Source organism: Streptomyces sp. NPDC058457 (assembly GCF_042720695.1).
Taxonomy (GTDB): Bacteria; Actinomycetota; Actinomycetes; order Streptomycetales; family Streptomycetaceae; genus Streptomyces.
In genome coordinates, this window is sequence record NZ_JBHXLU010000057.1 from 19,811 (window position 1) to 43,027 (window position 23,217).

Here is a 23,217-nt window from a genome sequence, read left to right on the forward strand (position 1 = left end):
CAGTCAGGACGGCGGCTGGAGAACCGCGTCGATGACGTAGATGGTGGCGTTCGCGGCCTTGATGTTGCCGCAGACGACGTTCGCCTTGCCGTTGACCTTGAAGTCGGTGCCCGAGCCCGACGTGGTCAGTTTGCTGCCTTCCACTGTCTTGAAGGAGCCGTGGGAGAGCTCGTCCGGGGTGATCTGCCGGTCCACGACGTGGTAGGTCAGCACCTTCTTCAACTGCCCCTGGTCGGCGAGGAGCGAGGCCAGCTGCGACACGGTCACCGTCTGGAAGGCCTGGTCGTCGGGGGCGAAGACGGTGACGCCGGGCTTCCCGTCGAGGGTGCCGTTCAGATGCGCCCTGACCGCGGCGGAGACCAGATGGCTGAGTTGCGGATACGCGGCCGCGGCCTCCACGACCTTGTCCCTGATCGTGCCGACCTTCTGGGAGAGCCCCGCACAGCCGGGTCCGAACGTGCCGGACGGGCTGGGAGACGCGTCCTGTGCGGGGTGGCCCTGCGACGCCGTACCCATCAGCGCCAGCGGGACGGCGACCAGGGCTGCCGCCGTGGCGTTTGCCGTGCGGATGCGCATGCGAGTGAACCTCATCGCGACCTTCCTCCCGTGGAGGCGTGAACACTGCAGAGGTCTGGACTGCGGAATTCTTCGTTTCCGGGGGCAGGGGTGGGGGCGGCTGCCGCGCCATGGCCTCGGGGCATCGTCACCCGGCCACCCAGCGAGCGTAGCCAGCAGCAGCCGATGACCGCATCTCGAAAGCCCGGACCCGGCGCATGCCCGTTGCCGGGTGGCGGCCGGAGCTGCCGCACGCTGCTCTCGATGCTGTCTTACCTGGTCAGTGCCGGTCGGCTACGGGCGCTGGATCGTGCCGTCCTCCGAGATGTGGGCGGCGTGCGAGCCGAAGTCCTCCTCGGACACGCTGGAGACGAGGTCGATTGCGTCGCCGCCGGGCTCCGGCGTGCCGGGCTCCACGATCCGGGTCGGGTGCAGGCGCCCGGACACGTAGGTGCCGTCGGCGCCGAGGGTGACGTGCAGTACGCCGCTGGTGGAGAGCGTGCCGCCGAGGCCGAGCACCTTGTAGCCGGAGAAGTTCCCCAGGCTGTAGGCGATCAGACGGCCCTTGTAGAACTCCATCCCCCGCATCACGTGCGGGCCGCTGCCCACGACGAGGTCGGCGCCGGCGTCGATCACCGCACGGCTGAAGCGGTAGCTGTCGCCGCGGTCCTCACCGACGAAGTACTCGGTACCGGGTTCCACATGGGTGCGGTCCGAGCCCTCCGCACCGGCATGCATCGTGACGATCACGATGTCCGCCATCGCCGCGGCGCGGGCGGTGAGCCGCTGTGCTGCGGGGATGTCCGTGAGGTCGTTCGCCCCTCGGTCGGGAGCGAACCCGATCAGCGCGACCCTGATGCCCCGTACGCGCTGGACGGTGATCTGGCCCAGGCGGCCGGTGAACGGCAGGTTCACCGAGCGCAGCGCAGCGAACGTGTCGCGCCGCCCCTCCGCCCCGAAGTCGTCGATGTGGTTGTTCGCCGTGTTCAGGACCGTGAACCCGGCCTCCTTGAGCCGGCGGCCGTAGGACGGCGGGGCGTGGAACGCGAAGCAGTTCGGGCCGTCGATGTAGTCGCACTTGCTGGAACCGCCGGTGGTGAGCGTGCCCTCCAGGTTCCCCAGCACCACATCGCCGGTGAGCAGGTCTTCGACGGGGTCGAAGAACGAGGCGCCGTCATCCGGCGGCAGGTCGTCCGGCAGCGAGCCCATGACGATGTCTCCCACGGCGGCGATCCGCACGGTGCCGACCGGGCGCGGCGGCGCAGGTGCACCGGACCTCGTGGTCCCGATCGTCCGCAGGGGTGTCGGGGCGGAGCCGACCGAGGCCGCGTCCTCGGAGCCACCGCTGAATACGAACGCCGCGGCCACCACCACACCGGTCCCGACCAGACCGAGGGCGAACAGACGGCGACGGCGCACCGGCTTCTGCCGCCCACACCGCTGCCGGGGGCGCCGTTCTACCGACCTGATCATTGGCTCATGCTACGAAGCGAACACCCTTCCTCCACGGAGGGTCACCGGCCGGTGTGTCCCGACGGCGTTCGCGTTCCCGTTCGCGCTCGACGCCGCCCGCGCCGCGCAGCTCGTCCGGAACTTGCCATCGCATGATCCCAGGAGCACTGTGGATACTGCCTGCGACGAGAGATCAGAGACCACCATGCACACCTGGGGCAGGCGCAATACCCGCCAATTCACCGGTGCTCGCCTGGACGAGTCCCCCGCGGTGGGCGTGCTGGACCGGGACGGCTGCATCACCCGCTGGAGCAGTGGTGCGCAGGAACTACTCGGATACGCCCCTGCTGAGATCGTCGGCAAGCCGTTGGAAGACCTGCTGACGGCCGAGGGAACGCTGCGGCACCGCGACGGCCTCCCGCTGCACGCGCAGGTGAACCTGTGTCCGCTGCAGGACACCGATCGGGACTGCGGCTTCCTGCTCCTGCTGACGGCCGTGCCCGAGGCCACGGCAGGCACACCCCGGGACGCCTTGCTCCCGCAGTGGACGTTCGAGCAGCAGCCGCTTGCCGTGGCCATCTGCGACCTCGACGCGTGCCTGTTGCGCGGGAACCGGCCGATGCTCGGCGTGGGGGGCTTTTCCGAGGAGGAGGCCCGCGGTCGGCGCCTCACCGAGATCCTCCAGGGCAACGCGATCGAGGAGGTGGAGCGGCGGGTCCTTCGCGTGGCCCGGACCGGGAAAGCGGAAGCGGCGGAGCCCATCGTCAGGCTCCCCGGGGAATCCAAGGCGCACGCCTGGGCCATGGACGTCTTCCCGCTCAAGGATGCGGACGGCTCGGTGCGTGCGGTGTGCGTCGCGGCGTCCGACTACTCCCAGCAGTACGACTCCAGGGAGCGCATCGCCCTGATCAGCGAGGCCAGGACCCGCGTGGGTACGAGCCTGGACATCGTGGGAACCGCACGGGAATTCGCGGAACTCGCGGTCCCTCGCTTCGCCGACTTCGTCAGCGTGGACCTTCTGGAACCCGTCTTCCACGGTGAACTGCCCGCACCCGTCCTTCCTCGGGGTGCCACTGCCCTGCGCATGGCGGCGTACCAATGGGCCGCCGGACACCCGCTCGACACGGTGATCAGCACCACGGAAGTGCGCACCCATCCACGGTCGTCGCCGGTCGCGCGGTGTCTGGCCGAGGGCCGGGCCGTTCGGCACAGCACCGACGATCCCGAGATCATCGGTTGGCTCGCCGAGGATCCCGTTCAGGCGTCCCTGGTGGAGACGTTCGGCCCCCACTCGATCATCGCCGTGCCGATCCGTGCGCAGGGCGTTTCCCTCGGGGCAGTCCTGTTCGTCAGGTACGCGGCCTCGCACGAGGAAGCCTTCGGCCCGGACTGCACGGCGATCAGCGAGGACCTCGTCGACCGGCTCGCGATCTGCCTGGACAACGCTCGCCGGTTCACACGGGAGCGCGGCATCGCGCTCGCACTGCAGCGGGCCCTGCTTCCCCGGGAGTCGGCCGTGCACCCCGCTGTGGAGACGGCCGCCCGTTACCTGCCCGCGGGCGGCGGCGCCCAGGTCGGCGGTGACTGGTTCGACGTGGTGCCCCTGCCCGGAGCACGAGTCGGCCTGGTGGTCGGCGACGTCGTCGGCCACGGCATCAACGCCTCCGCGACCATGGGCCGCCTGCGTACCGCCGTGCGCACCCTCGCCGACATCGACCTGCCGCCCGAGGAACTCCTCACCCACCTCGACGACATCATCACCCACACCGCGGGTGATGATGTCGTCGAGCCCACCGGTGAGATCCCCGGCGACATCGGCGCCACCTGTCTGTACGCCGTCTACGACCCGGTCTCCGGCACCTGCTCCCTGGCCCGCGCCGGCCACCCCGCCCCCGTGCTGATCCACCCGGACGGCACCAGCAGTGTCATCGACATGCCCTGTGGCCCTCCGCTGGGACTCGGCAGTCTGCCGTTCGAGGCGGCGGACGTCATCGTGCCCGAAGGGGGCCTGCTGGCCCTGTTCACCGACGGTCTCCTCACCACCCGGAACCGCGACGTCGACGAAGGGTTCTCCGACCTGTGCAGCGCCCTGGCCCTCCCGGCCACCACGCTCGACGCCCTGTGCGACACCGTCCTGGACAGGATGTGCCCCGAACCGCACGCCGACGACGTCACCCTGCTCCTGGCCCGCCCCCGCGTGTTCGACGAGGACCGCCTCGCCAGCTGGGACCTGCCCGGCAATCCCGCAGTCGTCGCCGACGCCCGCCGGCTCGCGACGGAGCAGCTCGCGCTGTGGGGACTGGCGGAGGCCGCGTTCGTCACGCAGCTGGTGGTGAGCGAGCTGGTCACCAACGCGATGCGGCACGCCGGAGGGCCGATCCGGCTGCGGCTCATCAAGGGCGAGACGCTGATCTGCGAGGTCAGCGACGGAAGCAGCGTCAGTCCTCATCTGCGCCGGGCCCGAGTGTTCGACGAGGGCGGCCGCGGCCTGTTCATGGTCGCCCAGTTCACGCGGCGCTGGGGCACCCGGTACACCCGCACCGGCAAGACCATCTGGGGCGAACAGGTGCTGCACATGCCGTAGGCACGGCAATCCGCCGCCTCCTCCGATCCCCCGACCCGTGACCGCCGTACCGCCTGAGCCGGGGCTTCCCGCCACCGCGAAGCCCGAACGACCGTTGCCAACCGCTCGCTTCCAGCACGACCGCGGCACGAAGGCCGGGCTCCGGGGCCCTGTCCCTACTCGACCAAGTGCCCCGGGCAGGATTCGAACCTGCGACACCCGCTTTGGTGGTTTTCCCTGAGCGAGGCTGTGACCTGGGGAAAATCCCCTCTTTGGTTCGCCGCGGAGCCCCCCGGCCGCCCGCCGCTTCGCGGAACTCGCGGCCGACGTCTTGGCCCGCGACGACACCGCAACCCCACGGTGCGAGGGCGTCCCTCGCTCGCCGGACGATTCCCCGCGCTCGTGGTCGTGGTCTACGGCCAGGTTCGAGCCCTGTTGCTCGCGCACACGCCGTTCCACCGCTCCCGGAGCTTGAGTATCCGTACTCAGGACGCCGCGCGCCCACTGGCAGACGCTTGGTCCATGACGACGACACCTCCACGTAGCGGGGAGAAACAAGACCGTCTGCACGTGGCAGCGGACCTTCTGCTCGCGATCGTGCTGCTCGTCGTGGACGCCGTGGCAGCCCTCATCGCGTATTACAAGGGCATGGACGCCGCCGGGTACGCATTCTTCGACACCGGAGCCGATAACTCGACCGTCAGTATGACCAAGCCTGCCGTGTACGTCGCCGTGGTGGGAGTCCTCGTCCTGGCCGTAGCGCTGCCGGCCTACAAGGGCCGGGCATTCGTCACCATGTGCGCCCAGACCCTGGCCGGCCTCGCCCTGGTCCTCATCGCGGGAATCGCCCTGGCCAACCAGTACCGCGAGGACCACCCTCCCACCCCTGAGTCCGGCTACAGCGGACCGCAGTCGCAGTGCCGGTCCGGCGGCGACAACAGCGAGTGCCACGGATCCTGATGAGCCTCCGGGCCCTCGTCGACGGCGTACCGCCCCTCGACCGCCGGGTGACCAGCGTGGACGAGTCGGCCCGCCGACCGATCTCAGCGAAATCTGACTGACCAGCGGTGCGAGCTGAAACGATGCACGAGATCCACCCGCCCGCGAAAATCGGAGGTCGATGGTGCTGCCCGCTGTGAGCGGCCGCGACGCGTTCGCTGCGCTGGTCATCAGAACGGACTACAGCGACGACACAGCCTGGCAGGCCGTCCGCGCCGAGTTGCTCCAGCCGTGGGGCGATGGCGACTACGAGCCTGTCGTCCACGTCGTCGATGATCCAACCTGGGCCGAGGCCGCGGCCGACGAGGTGATCTCAGTCGTATCCGCGGACGAGGAGCTGAGCGTCGTCTTCCTGGCAGACCGCGCCACGATGCTCTCCCGCCACCACGCAATGCTGGCAGTGGCCGTCCTGACCAGGGAGGAGTGCGCAAGCGATGAGGAGTTCGATGTCTACGGCGGAGCGGTCCGTACTGTCCCGGCCGGCGTCCACGACATCCATGCGAACCTGGCGATCGCCAACCTGGACTTCGCAGACGTCCTGGAAGCTGCCCGGAGCACCCCTGAAGGAGTCTTCCGATCCTTCTAGAGATCTTTAATGGCTGGGGTTACAGCGGTTGGAGGTCGAGTCCGGTCCTGGCGATGAGGCCCTCGATGAGGCGGGGTCGGTACTGCATCCGGTTGAGGCGGGTCTTCACCAGCGCGGTGAGTTGGTCGAGGTTGTGTCTGGTGAGGTTGGCCAGAGATCTCTACAGGTGCGACCACACGCCCTCGCCGAACCGGCGGCGCACGATCTCAGTGATCCTGGCCAGCGTCCAGCACTGGTCGGACCAGCCCGAAGCGGCCGGGCCGGCGTCCAGCACGGCTTCCAGGTGACGAAGTTGCTCCGCATCGAGTTTGCAGCGGGCGCCGCCGGGGCCCTTGGAGACCAGAGCCTGCCGGCCGCCCGAAGCCAACGCCCGCCGCCACCGGTTCGCCGACATCCGGGTCACCCTGAACCGGCGGGCCACCTCCCGGTCACTTGCCCCGGCCTCGATCAGATCGGCGGCTGCGAGCCGGACCTGCTCACGCCGAGCCCGTTCCTCGGCCGTCAGTCCACCGCCGCGTGTTGCAGGCCGTGAGCATCCCTGCGGGGGATCCGGTACAGCACACACAGGCGAAGCGGCCCCTCGGGCACGCTCGGATCCTCGAAGTCGTCGGCCGGATTCCGGGTCATGCCGATCCGCCGCATCACTGCCTGGGAACGAAGGTTGTGGACGGTCGTCGACGCCACCACTTCCGGCAGCCCGAGGACCTCGAAGCCGAAAGCCAGACAGGCCAGGGCAGCCTCAGTGGCGTAACCCTGCCCCCACGCCGAACGCATCAAGCGCCAACCGATGTCCACCCCCGTGAACGGCATGTCCTTGCCCACCTCGGCGAAGCCGGCACGGCCGATGAACTCACCGGTCTCCCGTGCTTCGAGCGCCCACCACCCAAACCCTCGCTCGTCGAAATCGGCCTGCATGAGTGCCACCGTGGCATCGCTCTGCTCCCGCGTGAGCAGTTCCCCCAGGTGTTCTCGGACTTCAGGATCGGCGTTCATAGCCGCCCACGGTTCGAGGTCGGACTCCCGCCACCGGCGGAGCAGAAGACGATCGGTTCGCAGCTCTGGCATGCCACCCAGCCAATCCGATCAAGATCAGGGTGTCGATCGGTCATGCCGGACCTTACGGTGCTCGTCCATGCCGGACCCGCTGCGCAGATCCTCACGGCCCACCGCCACCCGGCGGCACACCATCCCGTCACGACCCGAAGCAACCCGCACAGTCAAAGATCTCTAGTGGCTCGTCAGGGTCTCCGGTTCAACGCGGGCGTTGCGCCGCCGGACGTGCCGATGGCGGCGTTCTGCTCGGCAAAGGACCCATCCCGCATTAGACCGTGTCCTACGTGTGCCTATGAAAGCTTCTCTCCATGGTTCTACCAGCCAATGCCGTTTGCTGGGCGGGACGGCCCGATCGCGGTGAACGGTCACAGGCGGGCGAAACCCTGGCTGACGAGCGCGCGCAGTTCGTGGGCGGACTGCGGCGCCAAGCGGTCTTCGTGGCCGGGCAGAATGGGGCGCCCAAGAACGACCGTGGAGGCATACGTGACGGTGTATCTGGCCGAGGCTGATCCGCGATGGGCTGAGCACTCTGGCGAACAGGGGCACTACGGTGCCCCGGAATGGGGCCCGGAGGACTTGGACCGCGCCGCGGTGTTCCTGGCCGAACTCCCGCCGCAGGCCGGGCGGGTACTCGACTACTTGCTGAGGAACCCGGGCCGGGCGATTCACTGCACAGAGCTGGTGGACAAGGCCCTGGACGGGCCGAACGAGGGCGATCCCGCTCGCCGCGTGGCGGGTGCGGTGTCAGGGATGAGCAAGGCACACGTCAACAGCGGGCGGCGCTACCCGTTCTACTGGTGGGAGGCCCCTGAAGGGAGCACAGGAGCAACGTACGCGGTCCGCCCCTCGGTGGCGGCCGTGTTCCTGGCCGCTCAACTCGGGCAGTGACAGCGGGCACCGAAACCCTGGCCGCTGTCTCTGTCTGTGGCTGCGTCAAGCAGAGTTGCCTGGCATGGCGCGTCTCTCCGCGAAGAGGTGCGGTGTACGGCGAGCGCGGCTGTCAGTCGTCATCCTCGTCGTCCGGTTCGGGCTCCCGGGCGAAGGCCAGGTCAAGGACGTAGCGTTCGTCGGCGGGACACTGGTTCCAGGACTGCCGGATCTGCTCGGGGATCCAGTCATCGCTGATGCTGGTCAAGGTCTCGTCGTAGTAGGCGGAGGCCGCTTCGCGTCCGGCCCACCATGCGTAGCCCTCGTACACGCCCGGGCGGGGCAGGGTCATCTCGCCGGCCGGTCCCAGCGTCAGCTGGTTCACGACGAGGGTGCCGGTCTCGGACTCGATAGTGATCGGCGTGTGGCCTTCGGCCTCGGCGGGGGGCTTGGGGGGCGTTTCCCAGATGCGGACGGTGACCCGTACGTCGATGCCGGACTGCAGGCTGAGCAGGTACAGGTGGTAGCCGTTGCCCGCCACCACCTGTACCTCCGCGGCTTCCATGGCTGCCTCGTCACCGAGGCAGGCGTCGGCGTCGTGGACCTCGACAACTCGACGGTCAGGGCTTGCGGTGACGGTGTGTTCGGCGAGGAGCCTTGCGGCGACTTCCCGCAGTACTGGACCCTCCACACCCGCAGAGAGCGCGAACGCCTCCACCCCCGCCCCGGTCGGGCCAGGAGGCCGTAGTCACGCCGGCGCGCCGGAGTGAGCGACGGCACCTAATCCGGGAACGGCCGCAGGCCGATACGTGCGTGGATTTCGGTGCCGGTCCGGGTGTGTGCGCGTCTTGCAAGATCCTCGAAGTAGACCGCGGTCCCGGCACCGTCGATCTCCCGCTGGGCGGCGATGTAGGGGGCAAGAGCCCGCCACATCGCCAGGACCGAACCGCCGTACGCGCCGAGGATCAGATCCTCGTCGACGACCCGGTGCGCGACGAGTTTGCCGAGGTCGTCGAAGAAGAACGCGACCTTGCGCACCTGGTGCTTGATCGGCTCCGGAAGACCGACGAGCCCGCCACGCGGATCGTGCTCCATCGCGAGACGCTCGTTGATGTACTCCCGGCAGACGGTCCACTCCTGGGTTCTCGTCTCGCTGAAGCTTTCCAGGACTATCGGCAGGATGTTCGCGCCCCTCATGAGAGTGAGCTGCCGGTACGCGGTGGCCGCCGAGATCAGCAGCGCCAGGAACGAGAGTGCAAGAGCGGCCACGGCCGCGAACTGCTGGTCCATCCGAGGCCCTTCGAGGCGGAGGCGGCCGAACCATCACCCAAAACAGCGCAAGCAGGCACTATCCCGGCCAGAACGTCGAGAGGCAAGGGATTGAGGTGGCCGGTAAATGAAAATGATTACCGCGCGAACGCCGCGCCCGATCAGCGAGCTCACTTCAGGAGAGCCACACCCGGGTCGCTTCGGCGCGCGGCGGAACGCCCCCTGCTTTCTGGCTGCTAGGGCAGGTGTCGGCGGACCAGCGCCTGAGCGAACGGTTCTCCGGTGGCCCGGGCGTAGGCCATCCGTTCGCGCACCTCGCTGAGGGTGCGTGGGCGGTAGCCGGGGCCGCCGCAGCAGCTCTTGTGGAAGCGCACGCCGGCGTGCAGCAGTACGGAGAGGGTGCGCCAGGCGGCGGTGTCCCGTCTCTTGGGTGCAGCGAAGGCGGAGCCGACGTGGATCAGTGGTTCGGCGCAGCGTGGACAGACCCGGTCGTGGTCGTGGTAGCCGGGGTAGGGCTGCTTGTACGAGGCCCGGCAGGGCAGGCAGACGTACGAGGTCTTGGCATGGGCCATGCGGGAAGGGTAGAGCCACTACGGTGGCGGGCTCGACAGATTTCCGACCTGCTGTACTGGCTCTTCGGTAAAGCTGGGGTGGTGACGGCCGACCGTAGTTCGCTTCTACGCGCCGCCTCGGAGTTCTGCGTCGACGGCGTCAGCAGTATCCCCGGCGGCCAACTCGCCCATCTCCTCAAGATCGCCGCTGCTCAGGATCAGCTGCCCGTGGTAGCCCTGGTGGCGAGGCTTCAGTGAAGCCCGCATCAGGCCCTCCAAGCGGTCGACCAGCTTCTCGTACCGGCGCCGGGCCAGCTCGTCCTTCGCGGGCATCTCGCACAGCTCCCCACCTGTGCCCGCAGCCGCATGTGTGCCATATGTGTGCTACGAGTACGAAGGCCCTCCCGTCCGATGGACGGAAGCTGTGACCAGGTGTTCCTCTGTGCCCCCGGCACTTGATCCGGCTCATGCCGCCCTGTGCCGGAACGTCCGCTCACGCATCGCTCACGCGCTGTCGGCTGCTGAGCAGCGCCAGGTCAGACCTGCCCGAGGTCGATCTCCACCGGGAACGGGGCCACTACCTTGAGGACGCCGGTGAACACGTCTCCGTCCCGGTAGGTCTTCGTCGCGGGGTCGAGAACGTAGGTGTACACGAGAGGGACGCCTGTCGCGGCCTGCTCGATCCGCCAGTAGAAGCCGATGCCCGCCTTGGCGTACTGGTCGACCTTCACAATCCGGTCGGTGGTCTCCGAACCCGGCGACACCACTTCCGCGACCAGTAGCACGTGCTCGGGGCGGGTGGGGGTGATGTCGATCGTGTCTGCGCGGTACACGACGACGTCCGGTCGCCGATTGGTGAGCGGGACGTCCTGGAGCCGGACGTCGAAGTCCGTGTCGGCGTTCCACTCCGGGCCCGCGGCGGCATCCAGGGCGTTCGCCAGAATACGGGCCAGCCGATTGTGCCGCTTGGACGCGCTCGGACTCACGACGACCATCCCGTCCACGATCTCGATGCCGGCGCACTGCTCGTCGGACCAGGACTCGTACTCTTCCGCCGTGATCTGCTCATGCATCCACGCCGGGGCCACCATCTCGGCCGTCATGAAGCACCTCCCGGACGCTGTGCTGCGGGCCCGATCCCGCTGGGTTCAGCGTACTGTCTGCCATCCGCCCGGCATGCTGATCCCGCTCACGCCCCTCCACGTCGGCCGGCATCCGACCAGCGATCCCAGAGCAAGACTGATCTGCCACAAGGACACGTGGGCATTCCTGCTTGAGCAGACCTCCCGGCACCAGCACTTTCGCCTGCCGGACCGAATCACCGACCTCGAAGACGGGCGGATCGAGACGTTCGTCTCCGGCCGCTCCCTGCTCGCGGTTCTGGTCACTACCCGGGAAGTTCTCGATGATCACGGGCCCGATACCGACATGGTGACGTGGGCCCTGGCAAGCGCGGTGTACTCACGAACTCACCTGGCTATCGAGAACGCCACGCTGAATCGACCCGATGACAGCGAGGTCACGACCATCGTTCTGGACGACCGTCCATGCCGCCCGGTGCAAGGCAGCGCCGCGTGATCTCCCTGAGCCCGACCGCCGGTTCGTGCCCATGAAGCACTGCGGCGTTCGCCCAGAGGGCGATGTGCGATGGGTGAACTCGGTAAGTGACCGCGGAGTGGCGCCCCTGGACTTGGTTCGCCCGGTCTGCAGGGGGCGACGTCCCTGGCCTTGAACCGAGCGCGACTGGTGCGAGTGATCCAGTCGAGTACGGTCCGTGCGTCGTCGATGGCTGGCTCGGTCGCCATGAGGTCGAAGGCGGTGAGAGCGTGCGCCGTACGCCGCCAGGGCGCTTCCGCGTTCGCTGGTACGACCCCGATGGCAAGCCGAAGATGAGGACCTTCACCCGCAAGGTCGATGCCGATGCGGAGCGGACCCGGATGGAGTTCCGCCTCCACGATGGCTCTTACCGCGATCCCGCCGCCGCGCGCGTGAAGTTCGCAGACGCTGCGGAGCCCTGGCCGGCCGCGCAGATCCACCTCAGGCGCTCCACCCGGGCCCGCTACCGCGGCGTTCTCGACGTCCACGTGATCCCCAAGTGGGGCACCACGCCACTGGACCTTGTCGACGCGCTGGCCGACGCGTCGGGCGGCGAACGGGTGTTCGTCCTGTTGCTGGCCTGCATCGGCCTGCGCTGGGGCGAGGCGTACGCCGAGGACAACGGCAGGCTCTACCTCGACACCGCCAAGATCCATGAGCGTCGGCCCGTACCGCCCCCAGTTCCTGGCCGAGGAGTTGAAGCCCCACGTCCAGGGGCGGGGAGACGAGCAGTTGCTCTTCACGGCCCCGCAGGGCGGACCGCTGCGTGTGTCCCAACTCGCCCATCTCCTCAAGATCGCCGCTGCTCAGGATCAGCTGCCCGTGGTAGCCCTGGTGGCGAGGCTTCAGTGAAGCCCGCATCAGGCCCTCGCAAAGGCCCTTTCACCCGTCGGACGGAAGGGCCTCTGAACAGGCGTTCTGTTGTGCCCCCGGCAGGATTCGAACCTGCGACACCCGCTTTAGGAGTTTTCCCTGGACGGGGCTGTGACCTGCAAAAACTTCGACGTTGAGGTGTCTGACCTGGGGAAACACTCCTCCGTAGTTCTCGCGTGTTCACGGCGCTTCCCGGCCTCATGGGTGCTGAGCCCGTGCCGGCGGGCCCTTCCCCGACAAATGCTCGGCGGCCAGGTCGTCGGCAGGGGAGTCGATGGCTTCGTGAACCACGAACTGGTTGGGGAGTCGTTCGACGGCGTCAGGGGGCTCGACGGGGCCCGGAGCGCTCAGGTATCGAGGGCCAGGACGGGCGCACGGGTGTGGAAGGATCGGGTCCGTGAATGGGCTTCCCCCGTCCGGTGCGGGTGCGGCAGGCGGTGGTGAACTGCGGCGTGTTCTGGAGCGCTTCGACGTCGGCGTCGTGGTGCGCCGGATGGAGGCCGGGTTCGGCCGGTTGCCGGCCTACACCGGCTTCGAGTGGCCGGTGGACCGTACGGCCGTGGTGCGCTGGAACGTCGACCTCGTACTGCGCTGGATGATCAACGGGACCCCGCCGGACAGTTACCTCCGGTCCGAACTGCATGAGTTCCTGCGCGTCCGCGCTGTCGCCGGCCAGCCGATCGAGGACAGCATCCTGGTCTACCGACGTGGTGCGCGGATGTTCTGGGAGGCGCTGCTCGACCTGGCGACCGACGAGGACCGGGCGGTGCTCGTCGCGGAGTGGGACACCGTCTGGGGCTGTCTGGAGGACTACCTCGATCTGGTCGTGGACGTGTTCGCGCGGGCGTACGCCGACCAGCAGGACGTGCCGTCCACGGCCGGTGACCGGCGCGCCCGGGCCCTGTTCGACCGGTTGTGCGCGCGGCTGCCGGTCACGATCGAGGACCGGGACCGGGCCGCCCGGCTCGGGTTCGAGCTGGCGGAACCGTACCGCCCCTTCGCCGCCCTACTGGCCGGGGCCACGGTCACCGGGCAAGCCGATCTCGCCTCGCGGCTGCGTACGGCAGGGGCGCTCGCGTTCACCGAGGGGGTCCGGGTGGCCGGGCTGACACCGCCCGGGTTCGGCTGGGCGGCGTTTCTCGAAGACCCGCGGCTGATCCTGGCCCAGGACCCGCCAGTCGCCCGCGACCGGCTCGGCGCGGCGGTCGACGGCCTGCGCGCGTTGCTCGCGATCGCGGCCCGGTCCGGACGCCGGGGCCGGGTACGCGCCGACGACTACCTGCCCGAACTGCTGCTGGCCGACTCCCCGGAAGCCTCCGACCGGATCGTCCGGCGGGTCTTCGGTCCGCTCGAGCGGGCCGAAGCCGTGGATCTGGCGGACACTCTGCGATGCCTCGCCGTCCACGGCTTCGACAGCACGGCGGCAGCGGCCGCGCTGCCGGTGCACCGCAACACGCTCCTGTACCGGATGGGCCGGATCGAGAAGCTGACCGGTCTGTCGCTCAAGGACCAGCGGGACCGCACCCTCGTGCTGCTCGCTGTCACCTGGGAAACCGTCGTCCCGGCCCTGCAGTCGGCCTCGGGGCGGTCGGACGTCTTCGACTAGGTCCCGTCTCTCCACGGGGGACCCGACCGGGAAGACCGATCGGCCGAAGTGAGCCGGCCGCTGATCAGTGCGGGTTCCGGGTCGCAGAAACCGCCGTGGCGCAACCGGTCCGGGACCGTGACCGAAGTCGAAGGCCGCGCGGAGGACCGACCCCGCGGCGGATGGAGTCAGGCCGGTCGGGCGATGCCCCGGATCCGGCGGGCCAGGCCGAGCTGCATGGCGCCGAGCATGATCAGCCAAAGCCCGGCCAGGAAGGACAGCGTCAGCAGCGACAGCCCCGGCCAGACCAGCAGCGTCAGGCCGGCCAGGACACCGAGCAGCCCGATGAAGACGTTCCACGCTCGTCCGGGCAGGCCGGGATGGTCGACCGCCGCGAACACGGCGGTGAAACCGTCCACGATCCAGTAGACGCCGAGCAGTAGGCCCAGTGCGAGCACCGTGATCAGGACGTGCCGGATCGCGTACAGCCCGAGCAGCAGGCTCACCACGCCGAGGACCGCGGTGAGGGTGCGGGCGGTACCGGTCTCCCCCAGGCTCGCCGATCCCACCAGCCGGAAGACCCCGGTGGCGATCAGCTGAGCACCGAGGACCACGGCGAGTACGACGAGGGTCGGACCGGGCCACGCCAGGGATATGACGCCGATGACGATCGAGACCAGCCCGTAGAGCAGATGCCAGGTCCAGGAACCGCCCAGGCGGGCGACGGGGCTTTTGTTCATGCCGCGAAGCTATCGGCGCTCCCGTTGGGCGAACTCCCAAAAAGCCACCGGGCCTTCGTGCCCCCGCACAGGGCGGAAGGGCGTTGAATGGAGCGGACAGAACGCGCGTTCGGAGGGGATCCTGCACCGGAGCCCGTCACGCGCCGGACACCGGCCGCGGTCCCGGCGCGGCCCCCGCGGGAAGTGGCCGCCGGGGCAGTGCCCGAGCGTCGCGGAAGCTGTCCGGAAAGACCTGTTCCAGTTGCCTACACGGGGAGTGCGAGGACATGGCCGGTCCCGTTGACTGGGAAAGCTTCGCCGTGATGACCGGAGGGGCCAGCGGTGCCCTCACCGGCCTGTTGTTCGTCGCGGTGTCCCTCAACGCCAACCGGATCGCCGGGCACCCGGTGCTGCGCGCGATCGCGGCGCAGACCCTCGTGCTGTTCCTTGCGCCGCTGGTCATGGCGACGATTCTGCTGGTGCCCCGCCAGGCCGACCGGGCCCTGGGCGCCGAGCTCATGACCGCCGGGCTGGCCGGGGGCCTGAGCCTGCTGGCCATCGGGCGACGCAGGCGCGCTCCGGTCACCGCCGACAAGCGACTGACCGGCCTCTTCGACCGCCGTGACACCAGCATCGTCGTCATGCTGCTGTTCGTGGCCGGCGGAGCCGTCCTGGCGTCCGGCAGGCCCGCCGGGCTCTACCTGTTGCTGCCCGCCTCGCTCGTGGCGTTCGTCAGCGGGGTGCTGAGCGCATGGAACTTCCTGCTCCCGCCGCCGGACTTGCTGTAGCGGTCTCGCGCCCGCGATCCGCGCGCCCTGGATGACGTTGAGACCGATCCCACCGGTGCCGACGGTGACCATGGCAGCGGCCACCCCGCTCACCGGTCGTCGTCGGCCGCCCGGACGCACCTGCCGCACCGGCCATCCCTGTGCGTCGGTCGCCACCGGCTGCCCGTGCGTGGACGGCCCCCCATGCACCGGCGAGAACCGGTCCGCACCGAGCATCTGGAAGGTAACAGCCATGTACGCCACGCCCCGGGCCGACGTCGGGCTCGCGGCGGCCGGCCGGCTGCGCGGCGTACTCCACGACCTCGACAGCGAGGCGCTGGCACGGCAGTTGGCCCGCGATCTGAGCGACACCCCGGCCGGACGAATACCTGGCCGTGGTTCCCAGGCGGGAGCAATGGAGGACATCATCCGCCGAAGCCTGGAACTGCTCAGGAACTGGCTGCTGAGCGGACAGGAGCCCGGCGGGGACGTGCTGTCGGACCTGTACGAGGCGGCGCGCGAGGCGGCGCGGCACGGCCTCGCTGCCGAGGACGCGATCCGTGCCTGCTGCGGTGCGGCGCGGGCGGTGCGGAGCAGCGTGACGGAGGCCGGCCCGCCCGAGGGCGGTGCCTGGCCGCCGCCTCACCTGGAGGTGCCGTGGGCGTTCCTCGACATCGCCCTGACGACCGTCACGCGGGCGTTCGCCGACCAGCGGGACCTGCCGTCCGCCGACGGCGACTCCCGGGCGGCGACGCTGTTCGCCCGGATCTGCGCCCGGTCGGCGACGACCATCGAGGACCTCGACCGGGCGGAGCGGCTGGGCTTCGAACTCGCCGGCCCCCACTGCCCGTTCGTCGCCGCGATCGACGGCGGCTCGGCCGCCGCGCACGCCGGCCTGGCGGCGCGTCTGCGGTCTGCGGGCGCACTCGCCTGCACACAGGGGCACCGCGTCGCCGGGCTGACCGGTCCGGGCTTCGACTGGGCGGGCTTCCTCGCCGACAGCGCGCTGGTCCTCGCCGCCGAGTCGGCCACCGGCGCCGCCGGGCTCGCGGAAGCGGTGGGCAACCTGCACGACCTGGTCACCCTGGCGGGCCGGGCCGGACGTCGGGGACGGATCCGCCCTGACGACTTCCTGACGGAGCTCATGCTCGCGAACTCCCCCCGGCTGGCCGAGGACATCGTGCGGCGGGTCCTCGGCCGACTGGACGCCGAGGACCCCTCCGGGACGTTGTCGCAGACGCTGCGGTGCCTGGCCGCGCACGGCTTCAACCGGACCGCGGCAGCGGCAGCGCTCCCGGCCCACCGCAACACCCTGCTCTACCGCATCAACCGGATCGAGAAGCTGACCGGCCTCGACCTCGACAGGCACGCACACCGCGAACTTGCCCGGCTGGCCGTCGTCTGGAGGGACACGACAGGCGGCGACACCCTGGCCCGGCCCGAGTGAGAGTCGGCGGGGGCCGCCGGGTGCACCGACGGGGCCCGGCCCGGCCTCGGAACAGGCTCAGGGCGGCCGGTGCCGGACGACGACGCGCCCCGGCACCGCTCGCGGTCGGCATCCTCGACTTCCCCGCCGTCAGGGGTTGTTGCCGTGCACAACAGCCGGTCGAATCCTTGGCCCCGTGCACAGTGCGAGCGGTGTAACGCTGACGGCGGCAGGACAGAACCGGCCGGGCGTCCGCCCTGACGGCTGCCGTAGCGAGGGAGGGATGCGGGCATGACTTCCGCACCGAACACCATCGTCCTGATCCACGGCCTGTGGATGACACCGCTCGCCTGGGAGCACTGGGCGGCCCGGTACGAGGAGCGGGGCTTCACCGTGCTCACGCCCGGATACCCCGGGATCGAGCCGGGGGAGGCCGGGGTGGCGGCGCTCCGCGAGGACGCCTCGGCGATAGCCGGTGTCGGGGTGCGCGAGGTACTGGATCATCTCACCGCCGTCATCGGGAAACTCGACTCCCCGCCGATCATCATGGGGCACTCGTTCGGCGGGACGTTCGCCCAGCTCCTGGTGGGCGCCGGGCTCGGGGCGGCCGGAGTGTCGATCGACGGCGCCGCGGTCAAGGGCGTGAACGCGATGCCGTTCTCGGAGCTCCGCTCGGTCCTGCCGGTCCTGAAGAACCCGGCGAACGCACACCGGGCCGTCCCCCTGACGGCCGAGCAGTTCCACTACGCCTTCACCAACACCCTGGACGAGGACGCCTCCCGGCAGGCCTACGACCGTTACGCCGTGCCGACGCCGGCCCGCATCCTCTTCCAGGGCGGCCTCGCGGCCGTCACCCCGCACGCGGCCACGACCTTCGACTTCGCCGACGGCGACCGGGCGCCGCTGCTGTTCGTCTCCGGCGGCAGCGACCACATCCTGCCCCCGGTCGTCCAGCGGCAGAACTACGAGAAGAACGCGAAGCATTCGACGGCGGTCACCGCCCACACCGTCTTCGACGGCCGCGACCACTTCACCTGCGGCGAGCCCGGCTGGGAGGCCGTCGCCGACTTCGCCCTCGACTGGGCACTGAGCCCGCGCGCCGGAGTCCTCGACGCCACGCCCGGCGAAACCTGCTGACCCGATCCGACGAGACCGGCTGAGAACGGAGACGACACCCGAGATGTCGAAGACGGTGGCCGACGGCCTGTGGGAGATGCTGGTCAGCGCGGGCGTACGACGCTGCTACGGCATCGTCGGCGACGCACTGAACCCGGTGGTCGACGCGATGCGCCGCAATGGCCAGGTCGACTTCGTGCACGTGCGCAACGAGGAGTTCGGCGTCTTCGCCGCGGTCGCGGAGGCGAAACTGACGGGGCATCCGGTAGCCGTGTGCGGGACGGCAGGCCCAGGAGTGGCACACCTGATCAACGGCATGCTGGACGCCCTGAAGGAGAAGGTGCCCGTCATCGTCCTGGCCGGCGACACCGAAACCGGACTGATGGACAGCGAGACCGTCGAGGAGCTGAACCCGTACCGGTTCTTCGCCTCCGCGGCGGTCTACGTGGGCCGGCTGGTCAATCCCGGCCAGCTCCGCACCGTCGTGACCTCCGCGGTGACGGCCGCGGTGACCCGGGGCGGCCCCGCCGTCGTCGCACTGCCCGGTGACGTCGCGGCGGCGCACGCGCCGAAGGACCGCTACGAGATCCGGCTGCCCCGACCGGTACGCGCGCCGGCCGGAGCGGAGGACCTCACCGCCATGGCCGGGCTGATCAACGAGGCGGGCACGGTGGCGGTCTTCGGCGGCCAGGGCTGTGCCGGGGCGCACGCGGAGGTGACGGCGCTGGCCGGAAAGCTGGGCGCACCGGTCGGCTACTCCCTCAAGGGCAAGCAGTTCCTCGAACACGACAACGCGAACGCCGTCGGGATGACCGGTCTCCTCGGCTACGGCGGCTGCCATCACGCGCTCCAGCACGCGGACGTGCTGCTGATGCTCGGCACCGACTTCCCGTTCAGCAGCTTCCTGCCGCACGGCGGGACCAGGATCATCCAGGTGGACCACGACCCGGAACGGCTCGGCCGGCGCGTACCGGTGGACCTGGCCGTCACCGGCGACGTACGGGCCACCGTGGCCGCGCTGCTGCCACTGGTCGAGCCGAAGCCCGACGGCGGGTTCCTCGCCCGCTGTGTGGAGGAGACCGAACGGTTCCACCGCAGGATGCGGCACTACACGGACAAAGGCCCGCGCATCAAACCCATCAGGCCGGAGTACCTCGCCACGGTCCTCAGCGACCTCGCCGCCGACGACGCGCTGTTCTTCGCCGACACCGGCACCCCCGTCATCTGGGCGGCCCGGCACATCAGGTACGGGCCGAAGCGGCGGCTGCTCGGATCGTTCTCGTGGGCGTCGATGGCCACCGCCTCGCCCGGCGCGTTCGGGGCGCAACTGGCCTTTCCCGGACGGCAGACGATCGCCCTGTGCGGCGACGGCGGGTTCACCATGCTCGCACTCGGCGACCTGCTCACGGAGGTACAGCGCCGACTGCCCGTCGTCCACATCGTGCTGAACAACAGCGGCCTGGACTTCGTCAAGATCGAGCAACAGGAAGCCGGCTTCGTCCCGTTCGGGACCGACTTCGCCAACCCGGACTTCGCCGCCGTCGCAGAGGCCATGGGCGCCAAGGGCATCCGCATCGAAGACCCCGGTGACGTGGCGGACGGCCTCGCGTCCGCGCTGGCCCACACCGGCGGCCCGGTCGTCGTCGACGTCCTCGTCGACCCCTACGCCCTCGCCGTCCCCGCCCATGTCCCCGCCGGCACAGCCGCCGGATTCACACTCAGCGCGGCACGGCAGATCCTCGCCGGCCGCCTCGACGACGTCATCGACACCGCCACGCACAACGCCCGGATCGTCTGAACGGCCGCACCGCCGACGGAGGAAGACGCACCATGACAGACACCCACGACTCCCCACCGGACGCACCGGACGCACCGGACGCACCGGACGCACCGGACGCGACGCCCGGCGGCTGGCGCGAGATCTATCACGGCGGCTCACCGGAGGCCGAAGAGGCCCACTTCCGTGACCTGGCGGACGTCGTCGTCGGCGTCCAGCGGACGAACAAGCGGAAATCCGGCTCGCAGGTCTCCCGCCGCACGTTCCACGCCAAGATCGTCGTCGGAGTGGACAACGCCGAACTCGCGTTCCGGACCGATCTGCCCTCCGACCTCTGGGCCGGAGACTTCACCGCCGGAGCCCGGCTGCCGGCCGTCGTCCGGCTGTCCAACGCCAGCGGCACCGTTCGGCCCGACGGCAGCCCCGACCTCCGCGGCGCGGCACTGAAGCTGACCCTCCCCGGTGGCGGTGAACACGACCTCCTCATGACCAGCTACCCGGTCTCCCACGCCCGCGACGCCACCCAGTTCGTGGAGATCGCCAGGATCGGCGCCGGTCCCAAACCCCTGGTCCTGCCTCGGATGTTGGCCAAGTTGGGCCCTTCGGAGACCGCCCGCGTTCTCCGTAATCTCAGGCAGGCCAACCGCCCCTCGCCCGGCCTGGCCCTGGAGTCCTACTGGAGCCGCGGGGCCGTCCTGTGGGGCGCCACAGGCCCCGTCAGGTTCCGCCTCAGTCCACTCGGCCCACTCAGTCCACACGACGGTCCCGTCCCGGCATCGACCCCGCCGCCGGACCCGGCCGACGGCCTCCAGGCCGACTTCGCCGCCCGGCTGAGCGACGCGTCGGTCCGGTTCGCCCTGCACATCCAGAAGTACGTCAGCGAGAGGCTGACACCGATCGAGGACGGGGCGGTCGAATGGAAAGAAAGCGACTCGCCCTGGCTCGCCGTGGCCACCCTGACGATTCCCGCCCAGAACACCCTGGACCCGAACGGCCGGGCCACCCGCGAGCGCGTCGACACCCTCGCCTTCAACCCCTGGCACGCCCCGGCGGAGTTCCGCCCCCTCGGCAACCTCAACCGCGCCCGCCGCACGGTCTACGCGGCCAGCGCGAGGGAGTGGCACGCCCGGTAGCGGGTACGCCGAATCCTGACCCGCCCTCCTCCACACGCTGGTCGACGGCATGGGGCGACCCGGATCACCTATGGGGCCGGCCCGGCCGGACAGGCAACTGCGACTCGGCCGCCGGTACGAGGAGAGGACCAGGCCGCCCCCGAAGAACCGGAAGCAGCCCCGGGCCCTCCCGCCCGCCGGACGGAATGGCCTCTGACCAGGTATTTCTCTGTGCCCCCGGCAGGATTCGAACCTGCGACTCCCGATTTGGGAGTTCGATCTACGCCCCCCTCTGGGGCCGTCGACGGCTGGTCCGGCGGTCGTCCAAGGGTGCCGCTGATTGCCGCCGTCCGGCCCCGTGGATGTCAGCCGTGGATGTCAGCCTGGTTCAGCCGGGTAGATGTCGTTGGCCACGAGCGCGATCTCCTCCGAGCTGCTGAGGATGAGTTTCCCCACTGATATCGCAAGGAGCGCGACAACGTCCGCCCCCGGGCACGAACCGGGCAAGGTGCCCGCTGCCCCGCCGTTCGGGTCGTGGGGGTTTCGACGTGGGCTGAGAGGGTTCGCATGCAGACAGACGGGCGACGAATATCCGAGGCACCCGCCGACGGCGATCAAAGCGATCAAAGGACCGGCCGGACGCCGGTGTCACGGCTGACCGTGTTCGGCTGGGCCGTCGCAGCGGCAGGGGGCGTCGCGGCGGTTGCCGTGGCCGCCATGACGCTGTACAGCGTACGTTCGGTACTGATCAAGGCAGTCATCGGGCTGTTCCTCGCCATCAGCCTGGATCCGCCCGTACGCTGGATGGTCGGGCGCGGAGCCCGACGCGGGCACGCGGTCGCCATCATCTTCCTCACGACGCTCGCCCTGACTGCTCTGTTCCTGTGGGCGTCTCTTCCCCCGCTGCTGAGCCAGGGCACGGGCCTCACCTCCGACTTCCCCGGCTACCTGGCGCATCTGCGCAGGCAGTCACCGGCCCTCGCCCGGCTGGACGACCGCTTCCACCTGCTGGAGCACATCACGGCATGGGCCAGGACAATGCTCGATCGAGCCGGACACAACGCCTGGACGTATGGGCAGCGAGCGATGGGCGCCGTATCCTCGGCCCTGCTCGTGGGCGTACTGACCATCTATTTCATGCTCGACCTGCCCCGGATACGGAAGGGGCTGGTCGCCGCCTTCCCGCAACGGCACCGCCGCAAGGCCGACGCCGCCGTTGCCGTCGTCGCCGACAAGGTCGGCTCATACATGATCGGAAATTTCGCCATCTCGGCGATCGCCGGAGTCGCCACGTTCGTCGCTCTGACTGCCCTACAAGTGCCGTTCGCGGTTCCGCTGGCGGTCTTCGTCGCACTGACCGACCTGCTCCCGATGATCGGCGCGACACTTGGCGCCGTGGTCTGCATCGTCGCCGCCCTGGCCACCACCGACCTGTGGCCGAACACCATCGTCGTCGCAGTGTTCTTCGTCGTCTACCAGCAGCTGGAGAACTACCTCATCGCACCGAGGGTGTTGCGCAACGCGGTGCAGATGTCGGCCCTCGCCGTGCTGCTCGCGGCGCTCATCGGCGGAACGCTACTTGGACTCATCGGCGCGCTGATGGCGATCCCAATCGCCGCTGCCATCAAGGCCATCACTGTCCCGGCGCTGCGAACCCGTCGGCAGGACAGCCTCACGACGACGCACGAAAACCCTCGGCCCAAGGTCATGAAGTGCTGAATCAGCACCTTGATCGACAGGTCGGCACGATCTTGCTCAGGCGGATGGTCCCGGCCATAAAGGGGGGTGTGTCACGTCTAACGTCTGATCTTGGTTGGTCGGAGGGGCCTGGCATCCGGGCCTCCGTCCACAGCCGACCGGAGGATGCTCACTGTGCGGCAGTGCGCCGGCGCTCCGAAGTCCCGTGCGTCGCATTCGGTCTCTCGCCGAGTGCGACTGGGTCGGCGACAGCCGCGCCTGCTGTTCCCACGAGCGCGGCTGGCACGGGGTGAACGTGCAGCGGTCCGCCTGGAGGCAATCCAAAAGGACGTTTCAGACGTACTGAAAGAAGGCCGAACTCTGGGAGTGCGCACCTGATCGGCCGGTCCAGCACAGCGGGATCTTGGATGCGGGGCGTGCTCCGCGGCTGCGGCCATCCTTCTCGTGCCGCCGAGAGCCGCGCGTGACGACGGAAGGAAGGGGGCGTATCCATCATGCGAGCACAACGCGCGAGGCGTCTTGGCGCGACGTTCGCTGCCGGCATTCTGACGGCCGTGGCGGCTGCGACGACGGCGGCGCCCACCCGACCGGCCGGCCCCCACCACGCCCCCCCGGACACCGCCGACCACACAAATAAGTCGCAAAACACACCA

At 69.6% G+C, this 23,217-nt stretch carries 23 protein-coding genes; 13 read left to right on the top strand and 10 right to left on the bottom strand.

Features of this window, described 5'->3' with window-relative positions; genetic code table 11:
* Positions 1–3 precede the first annotated feature (3 nt).
* Both ACFWPS_RS34550 and ACFWPS_RS34555 read right to left on the bottom strand, forming a co-directional pair.
* Complete coding sequence (locus ACFWPS_RS34550) at positions 4–591, bottom strand: fasciclin domain-containing protein (protein WP_383712511.1); 588 nt, start codon at positions 589–591, stop codon at positions 4–6.
* A 258-nt stretch (positions 592–849) separates the two neighbouring features.
* A complete protein-coding gene (locus ACFWPS_RS34555) occupies positions 850–2,028 on the bottom strand; it encodes a CapA family protein (RefSeq protein ID WP_383712514.1) in 1,179 nt (392 codons plus the stop codon).
* 148 nt (positions 2,029–2,176) lie between these two features.
* Between ACFWPS_RS34555 and ACFWPS_RS34560 the strand changes: the two genes are divergently transcribed.
* The 3 genes from ACFWPS_RS34560 to ACFWPS_RS34570 all read left to right on the top strand — a co-directional run bounded on the left by ACFWPS_RS34560 (position 2,177) and on the right by ACFWPS_RS34570 (position 6,155).
* Positions 2,177–4,591, top strand: coding sequence for a SpoIIE family protein phosphatase (locus ACFWPS_RS34560; protein ID WP_383712516.1), 2,415 nt, complete (start codon positions 2,177–2,179; stop codon positions 4,589–4,591).
* A gap of 549 nt (positions 4,592–5,140) precedes the next feature.
* Entirely contained in the window at positions 5,141–5,530 is a 390-nt protein-coding gene (locus ACFWPS_RS34565) for a DUF6234 family protein (protein ID WP_383712518.1), read from the top strand.
* 175 nt (positions 5,531–5,705) lie between these two features.
* Positions 5,706–6,155 (top strand): DUF6924 domain-containing protein, encoded by a 450-nt coding sequence (locus tag ACFWPS_RS34570; RefSeq protein ID WP_383712520.1) that lies wholly within the window; start codon positions 5,706–5,708, stop codon positions 6,153–6,155.
* A 160-nt stretch (positions 6,156–6,315) separates the two neighbouring features.
* On the opposite strand, the gene ACFWPS_RS34575 is transcribed toward ACFWPS_RS34570, so the two are convergent.
* Both ACFWPS_RS34575 and ACFWPS_RS34580 read right to left on the bottom strand, forming a co-directional pair.
* On the bottom strand, positions 6,316–6,720 hold the full coding sequence (locus ACFWPS_RS34575) for a helix-turn-helix domain-containing protein (protein ID WP_383712522.1): 405 nt from the start codon (positions 6,718–6,720) through the stop codon (positions 6,316–6,318).
* Positions 6,657–7,220, bottom strand: a complete 564-nt coding sequence (locus ACFWPS_RS34580; RefSeq protein ID WP_383712524.1) for a GNAT family N-acetyltransferase — start codon at positions 7,218–7,220, stop codon at positions 6,657–6,659. Before ACFWPS_RS34580 ends, ACFWPS_RS34575 begins: the two co-directional genes overlap by 64 nt.
* 471 nt (positions 7,221–7,691) lie before the next feature.
* Here ACFWPS_RS34580 and ACFWPS_RS34585 point away from each other — a divergent pair, with 471 nt between their 5' ends.
* The gene (locus ACFWPS_RS34585; protein WP_383712526.1) at positions 7,692–8,096 is read left to right on the top strand and encodes a DUF6416 domain-containing protein; all 405 of its coding nucleotides are present in this window, start codon (positions 7,692–7,694) and stop codon (positions 8,094–8,096) included.
* A 112-nt stretch (positions 8,097–8,208) separates the two neighbouring features.
* Here the strand turns inward: ACFWPS_RS34585 and ACFWPS_RS34590 are convergent, their stop codons facing one another.
* The 5 genes from ACFWPS_RS34590 to ACFWPS_RS34610 all read right to left on the bottom strand — a co-directional run bounded on the left by ACFWPS_RS34590 (position 8,209) and on the right by ACFWPS_RS34610 (position 10,998).
* Positions 8,209–8,640: a hypothetical protein gene (locus tag ACFWPS_RS34590; RefSeq protein WP_383712529.1), complete on the bottom strand. Its 432-nt coding sequence runs from the start codon at positions 8,638–8,640 to the stop codon at positions 8,209–8,211.
* A 215-nt stretch (positions 8,641–8,855) separates the two neighbouring features.
* Complete coding sequence (locus ACFWPS_RS34595; RefSeq protein WP_383712532.1) at positions 8,856–9,365, bottom strand: hypothetical protein; 510 nt, start codon at positions 9,363–9,365, stop codon at positions 8,856–8,858.
* A 215-nt stretch (positions 9,366–9,580) separates the two neighbouring features.
* Positions 9,581–9,916, bottom strand: coding sequence for a deoxyxylulose-5-phosphate synthase (locus ACFWPS_RS34600; RefSeq protein ID WP_383712533.1), 336 nt, complete (start codon positions 9,914–9,916; stop codon positions 9,581–9,583).
* 105 nt (positions 9,917–10,021) lie between these two features.
* Positions 10,022–10,228, bottom strand: coding sequence for a hypothetical protein (locus ACFWPS_RS34605; protein ID WP_383712536.1), 207 nt, complete (start codon positions 10,226–10,228; stop codon positions 10,022–10,024).
* 203 nt (positions 10,229–10,431) lie between these two features.
* Positions 10,432–10,998 (bottom strand): Uma2 family endonuclease, encoded by a 567-nt coding sequence (locus ACFWPS_RS34610; protein ID WP_383712539.1) that lies wholly within the window; start codon positions 10,996–10,998, stop codon positions 10,432–10,434.
* A gap of 73 nt (positions 10,999–11,071) precedes the next feature.
* On the opposite strand from ACFWPS_RS34610, the gene ACFWPS_RS34615 reads away from it, so the two are divergent.
* From ACFWPS_RS34615 to ACFWPS_RS34625, 3 genes are all read left to right on the top strand, one after another.
* On the top strand, positions 11,072–11,473 hold the full coding sequence (locus ACFWPS_RS34615; protein ID WP_383712541.1) for a hypothetical protein: 402 nt from the start codon (positions 11,072–11,074) through the stop codon (positions 11,471–11,473).
* A gap of 672 nt (positions 11,474–12,145) precedes the next feature.
* Positions 12,146–12,343, top strand: coding sequence for a hypothetical protein (locus tag ACFWPS_RS34620; RefSeq protein ID WP_383712544.1), 198 nt, complete (start codon positions 12,146–12,148; stop codon positions 12,341–12,343).
* A 418-nt stretch (positions 12,344–12,761) separates the two neighbouring features.
* Entirely contained in the window at positions 12,762–13,970 is a 1,209-nt protein-coding gene (locus ACFWPS_RS34625) for a PucR family transcriptional regulator (protein ID WP_383712546.1), read from the top strand.
* 167 nt (positions 13,971–14,137) lie between these two features.
* Here the strand turns inward: ACFWPS_RS34625 and ACFWPS_RS34630 are convergent, their stop codons facing one another.
* Complete coding sequence (locus ACFWPS_RS34630; RefSeq protein ID WP_383712549.1) at positions 14,138–14,689, bottom strand: HdeD family acid-resistance protein; 552 nt, start codon at positions 14,687–14,689, stop codon at positions 14,138–14,140.
* A gap of 266 nt (positions 14,690–14,955) precedes the next feature.
* Between ACFWPS_RS34630 and ACFWPS_RS34635 the strand changes: the two genes are divergently transcribed.
* The 6 genes from ACFWPS_RS34635 (at position 14,956) to ACFWPS_RS34660 (ending at position 22,585) form a co-directional block, all read left to right on the top strand.
* Positions 14,956–15,456, top strand: coding sequence for a hypothetical protein (locus tag ACFWPS_RS34635; protein ID WP_383712552.1), 501 nt, complete (start codon positions 14,956–14,958; stop codon positions 15,454–15,456).
* Positions 15,457–15,688: 232 nt separating this feature from the next.
* Entirely contained in the window at positions 15,689–16,882 is a 1,194-nt protein-coding gene (locus tag ACFWPS_RS34640; RefSeq protein WP_383712554.1) for a PucR family transcriptional regulator, read from the top strand.
* Between the two features lie 270 nt (positions 16,883–17,152).
* A complete protein-coding gene (locus tag ACFWPS_RS34645) occupies positions 17,153–17,998 on the top strand; it encodes an alpha/beta hydrolase (protein ID WP_383712557.1) in 846 nt (281 codons plus the stop codon).
* Between the two features lie 43 nt (positions 17,999–18,041).
* Positions 18,042–19,775 carry a thiamine pyrophosphate-dependent enzyme gene (locus tag ACFWPS_RS34650; RefSeq protein WP_383712560.1) on the top strand — a complete coding sequence of 578 codons (1,734 nt, stop codon included), beginning with the start codon at positions 18,042–18,044 and terminating at the stop codon, positions 19,773–19,775.
* A gap of 32 nt (positions 19,776–19,807) precedes the next feature.
* A complete protein-coding gene (locus ACFWPS_RS34655; RefSeq protein ID WP_383712563.1) occupies positions 19,808–20,887 on the top strand; it encodes a hypothetical protein in 1,080 nt (359 codons plus the stop codon).
* Between the two features lie 546 nt (positions 20,888–21,433).
* Positions 21,434–22,585 carry an AI-2E family transporter gene (locus tag ACFWPS_RS34660; protein ID WP_383712566.1) on the top strand — a complete coding sequence of 384 codons (1,152 nt, stop codon included), beginning with the start codon at positions 21,434–21,436 and terminating at the stop codon, positions 22,583–22,585.
* Positions 22,586–23,217: the final 632 nt, after the last annotated feature.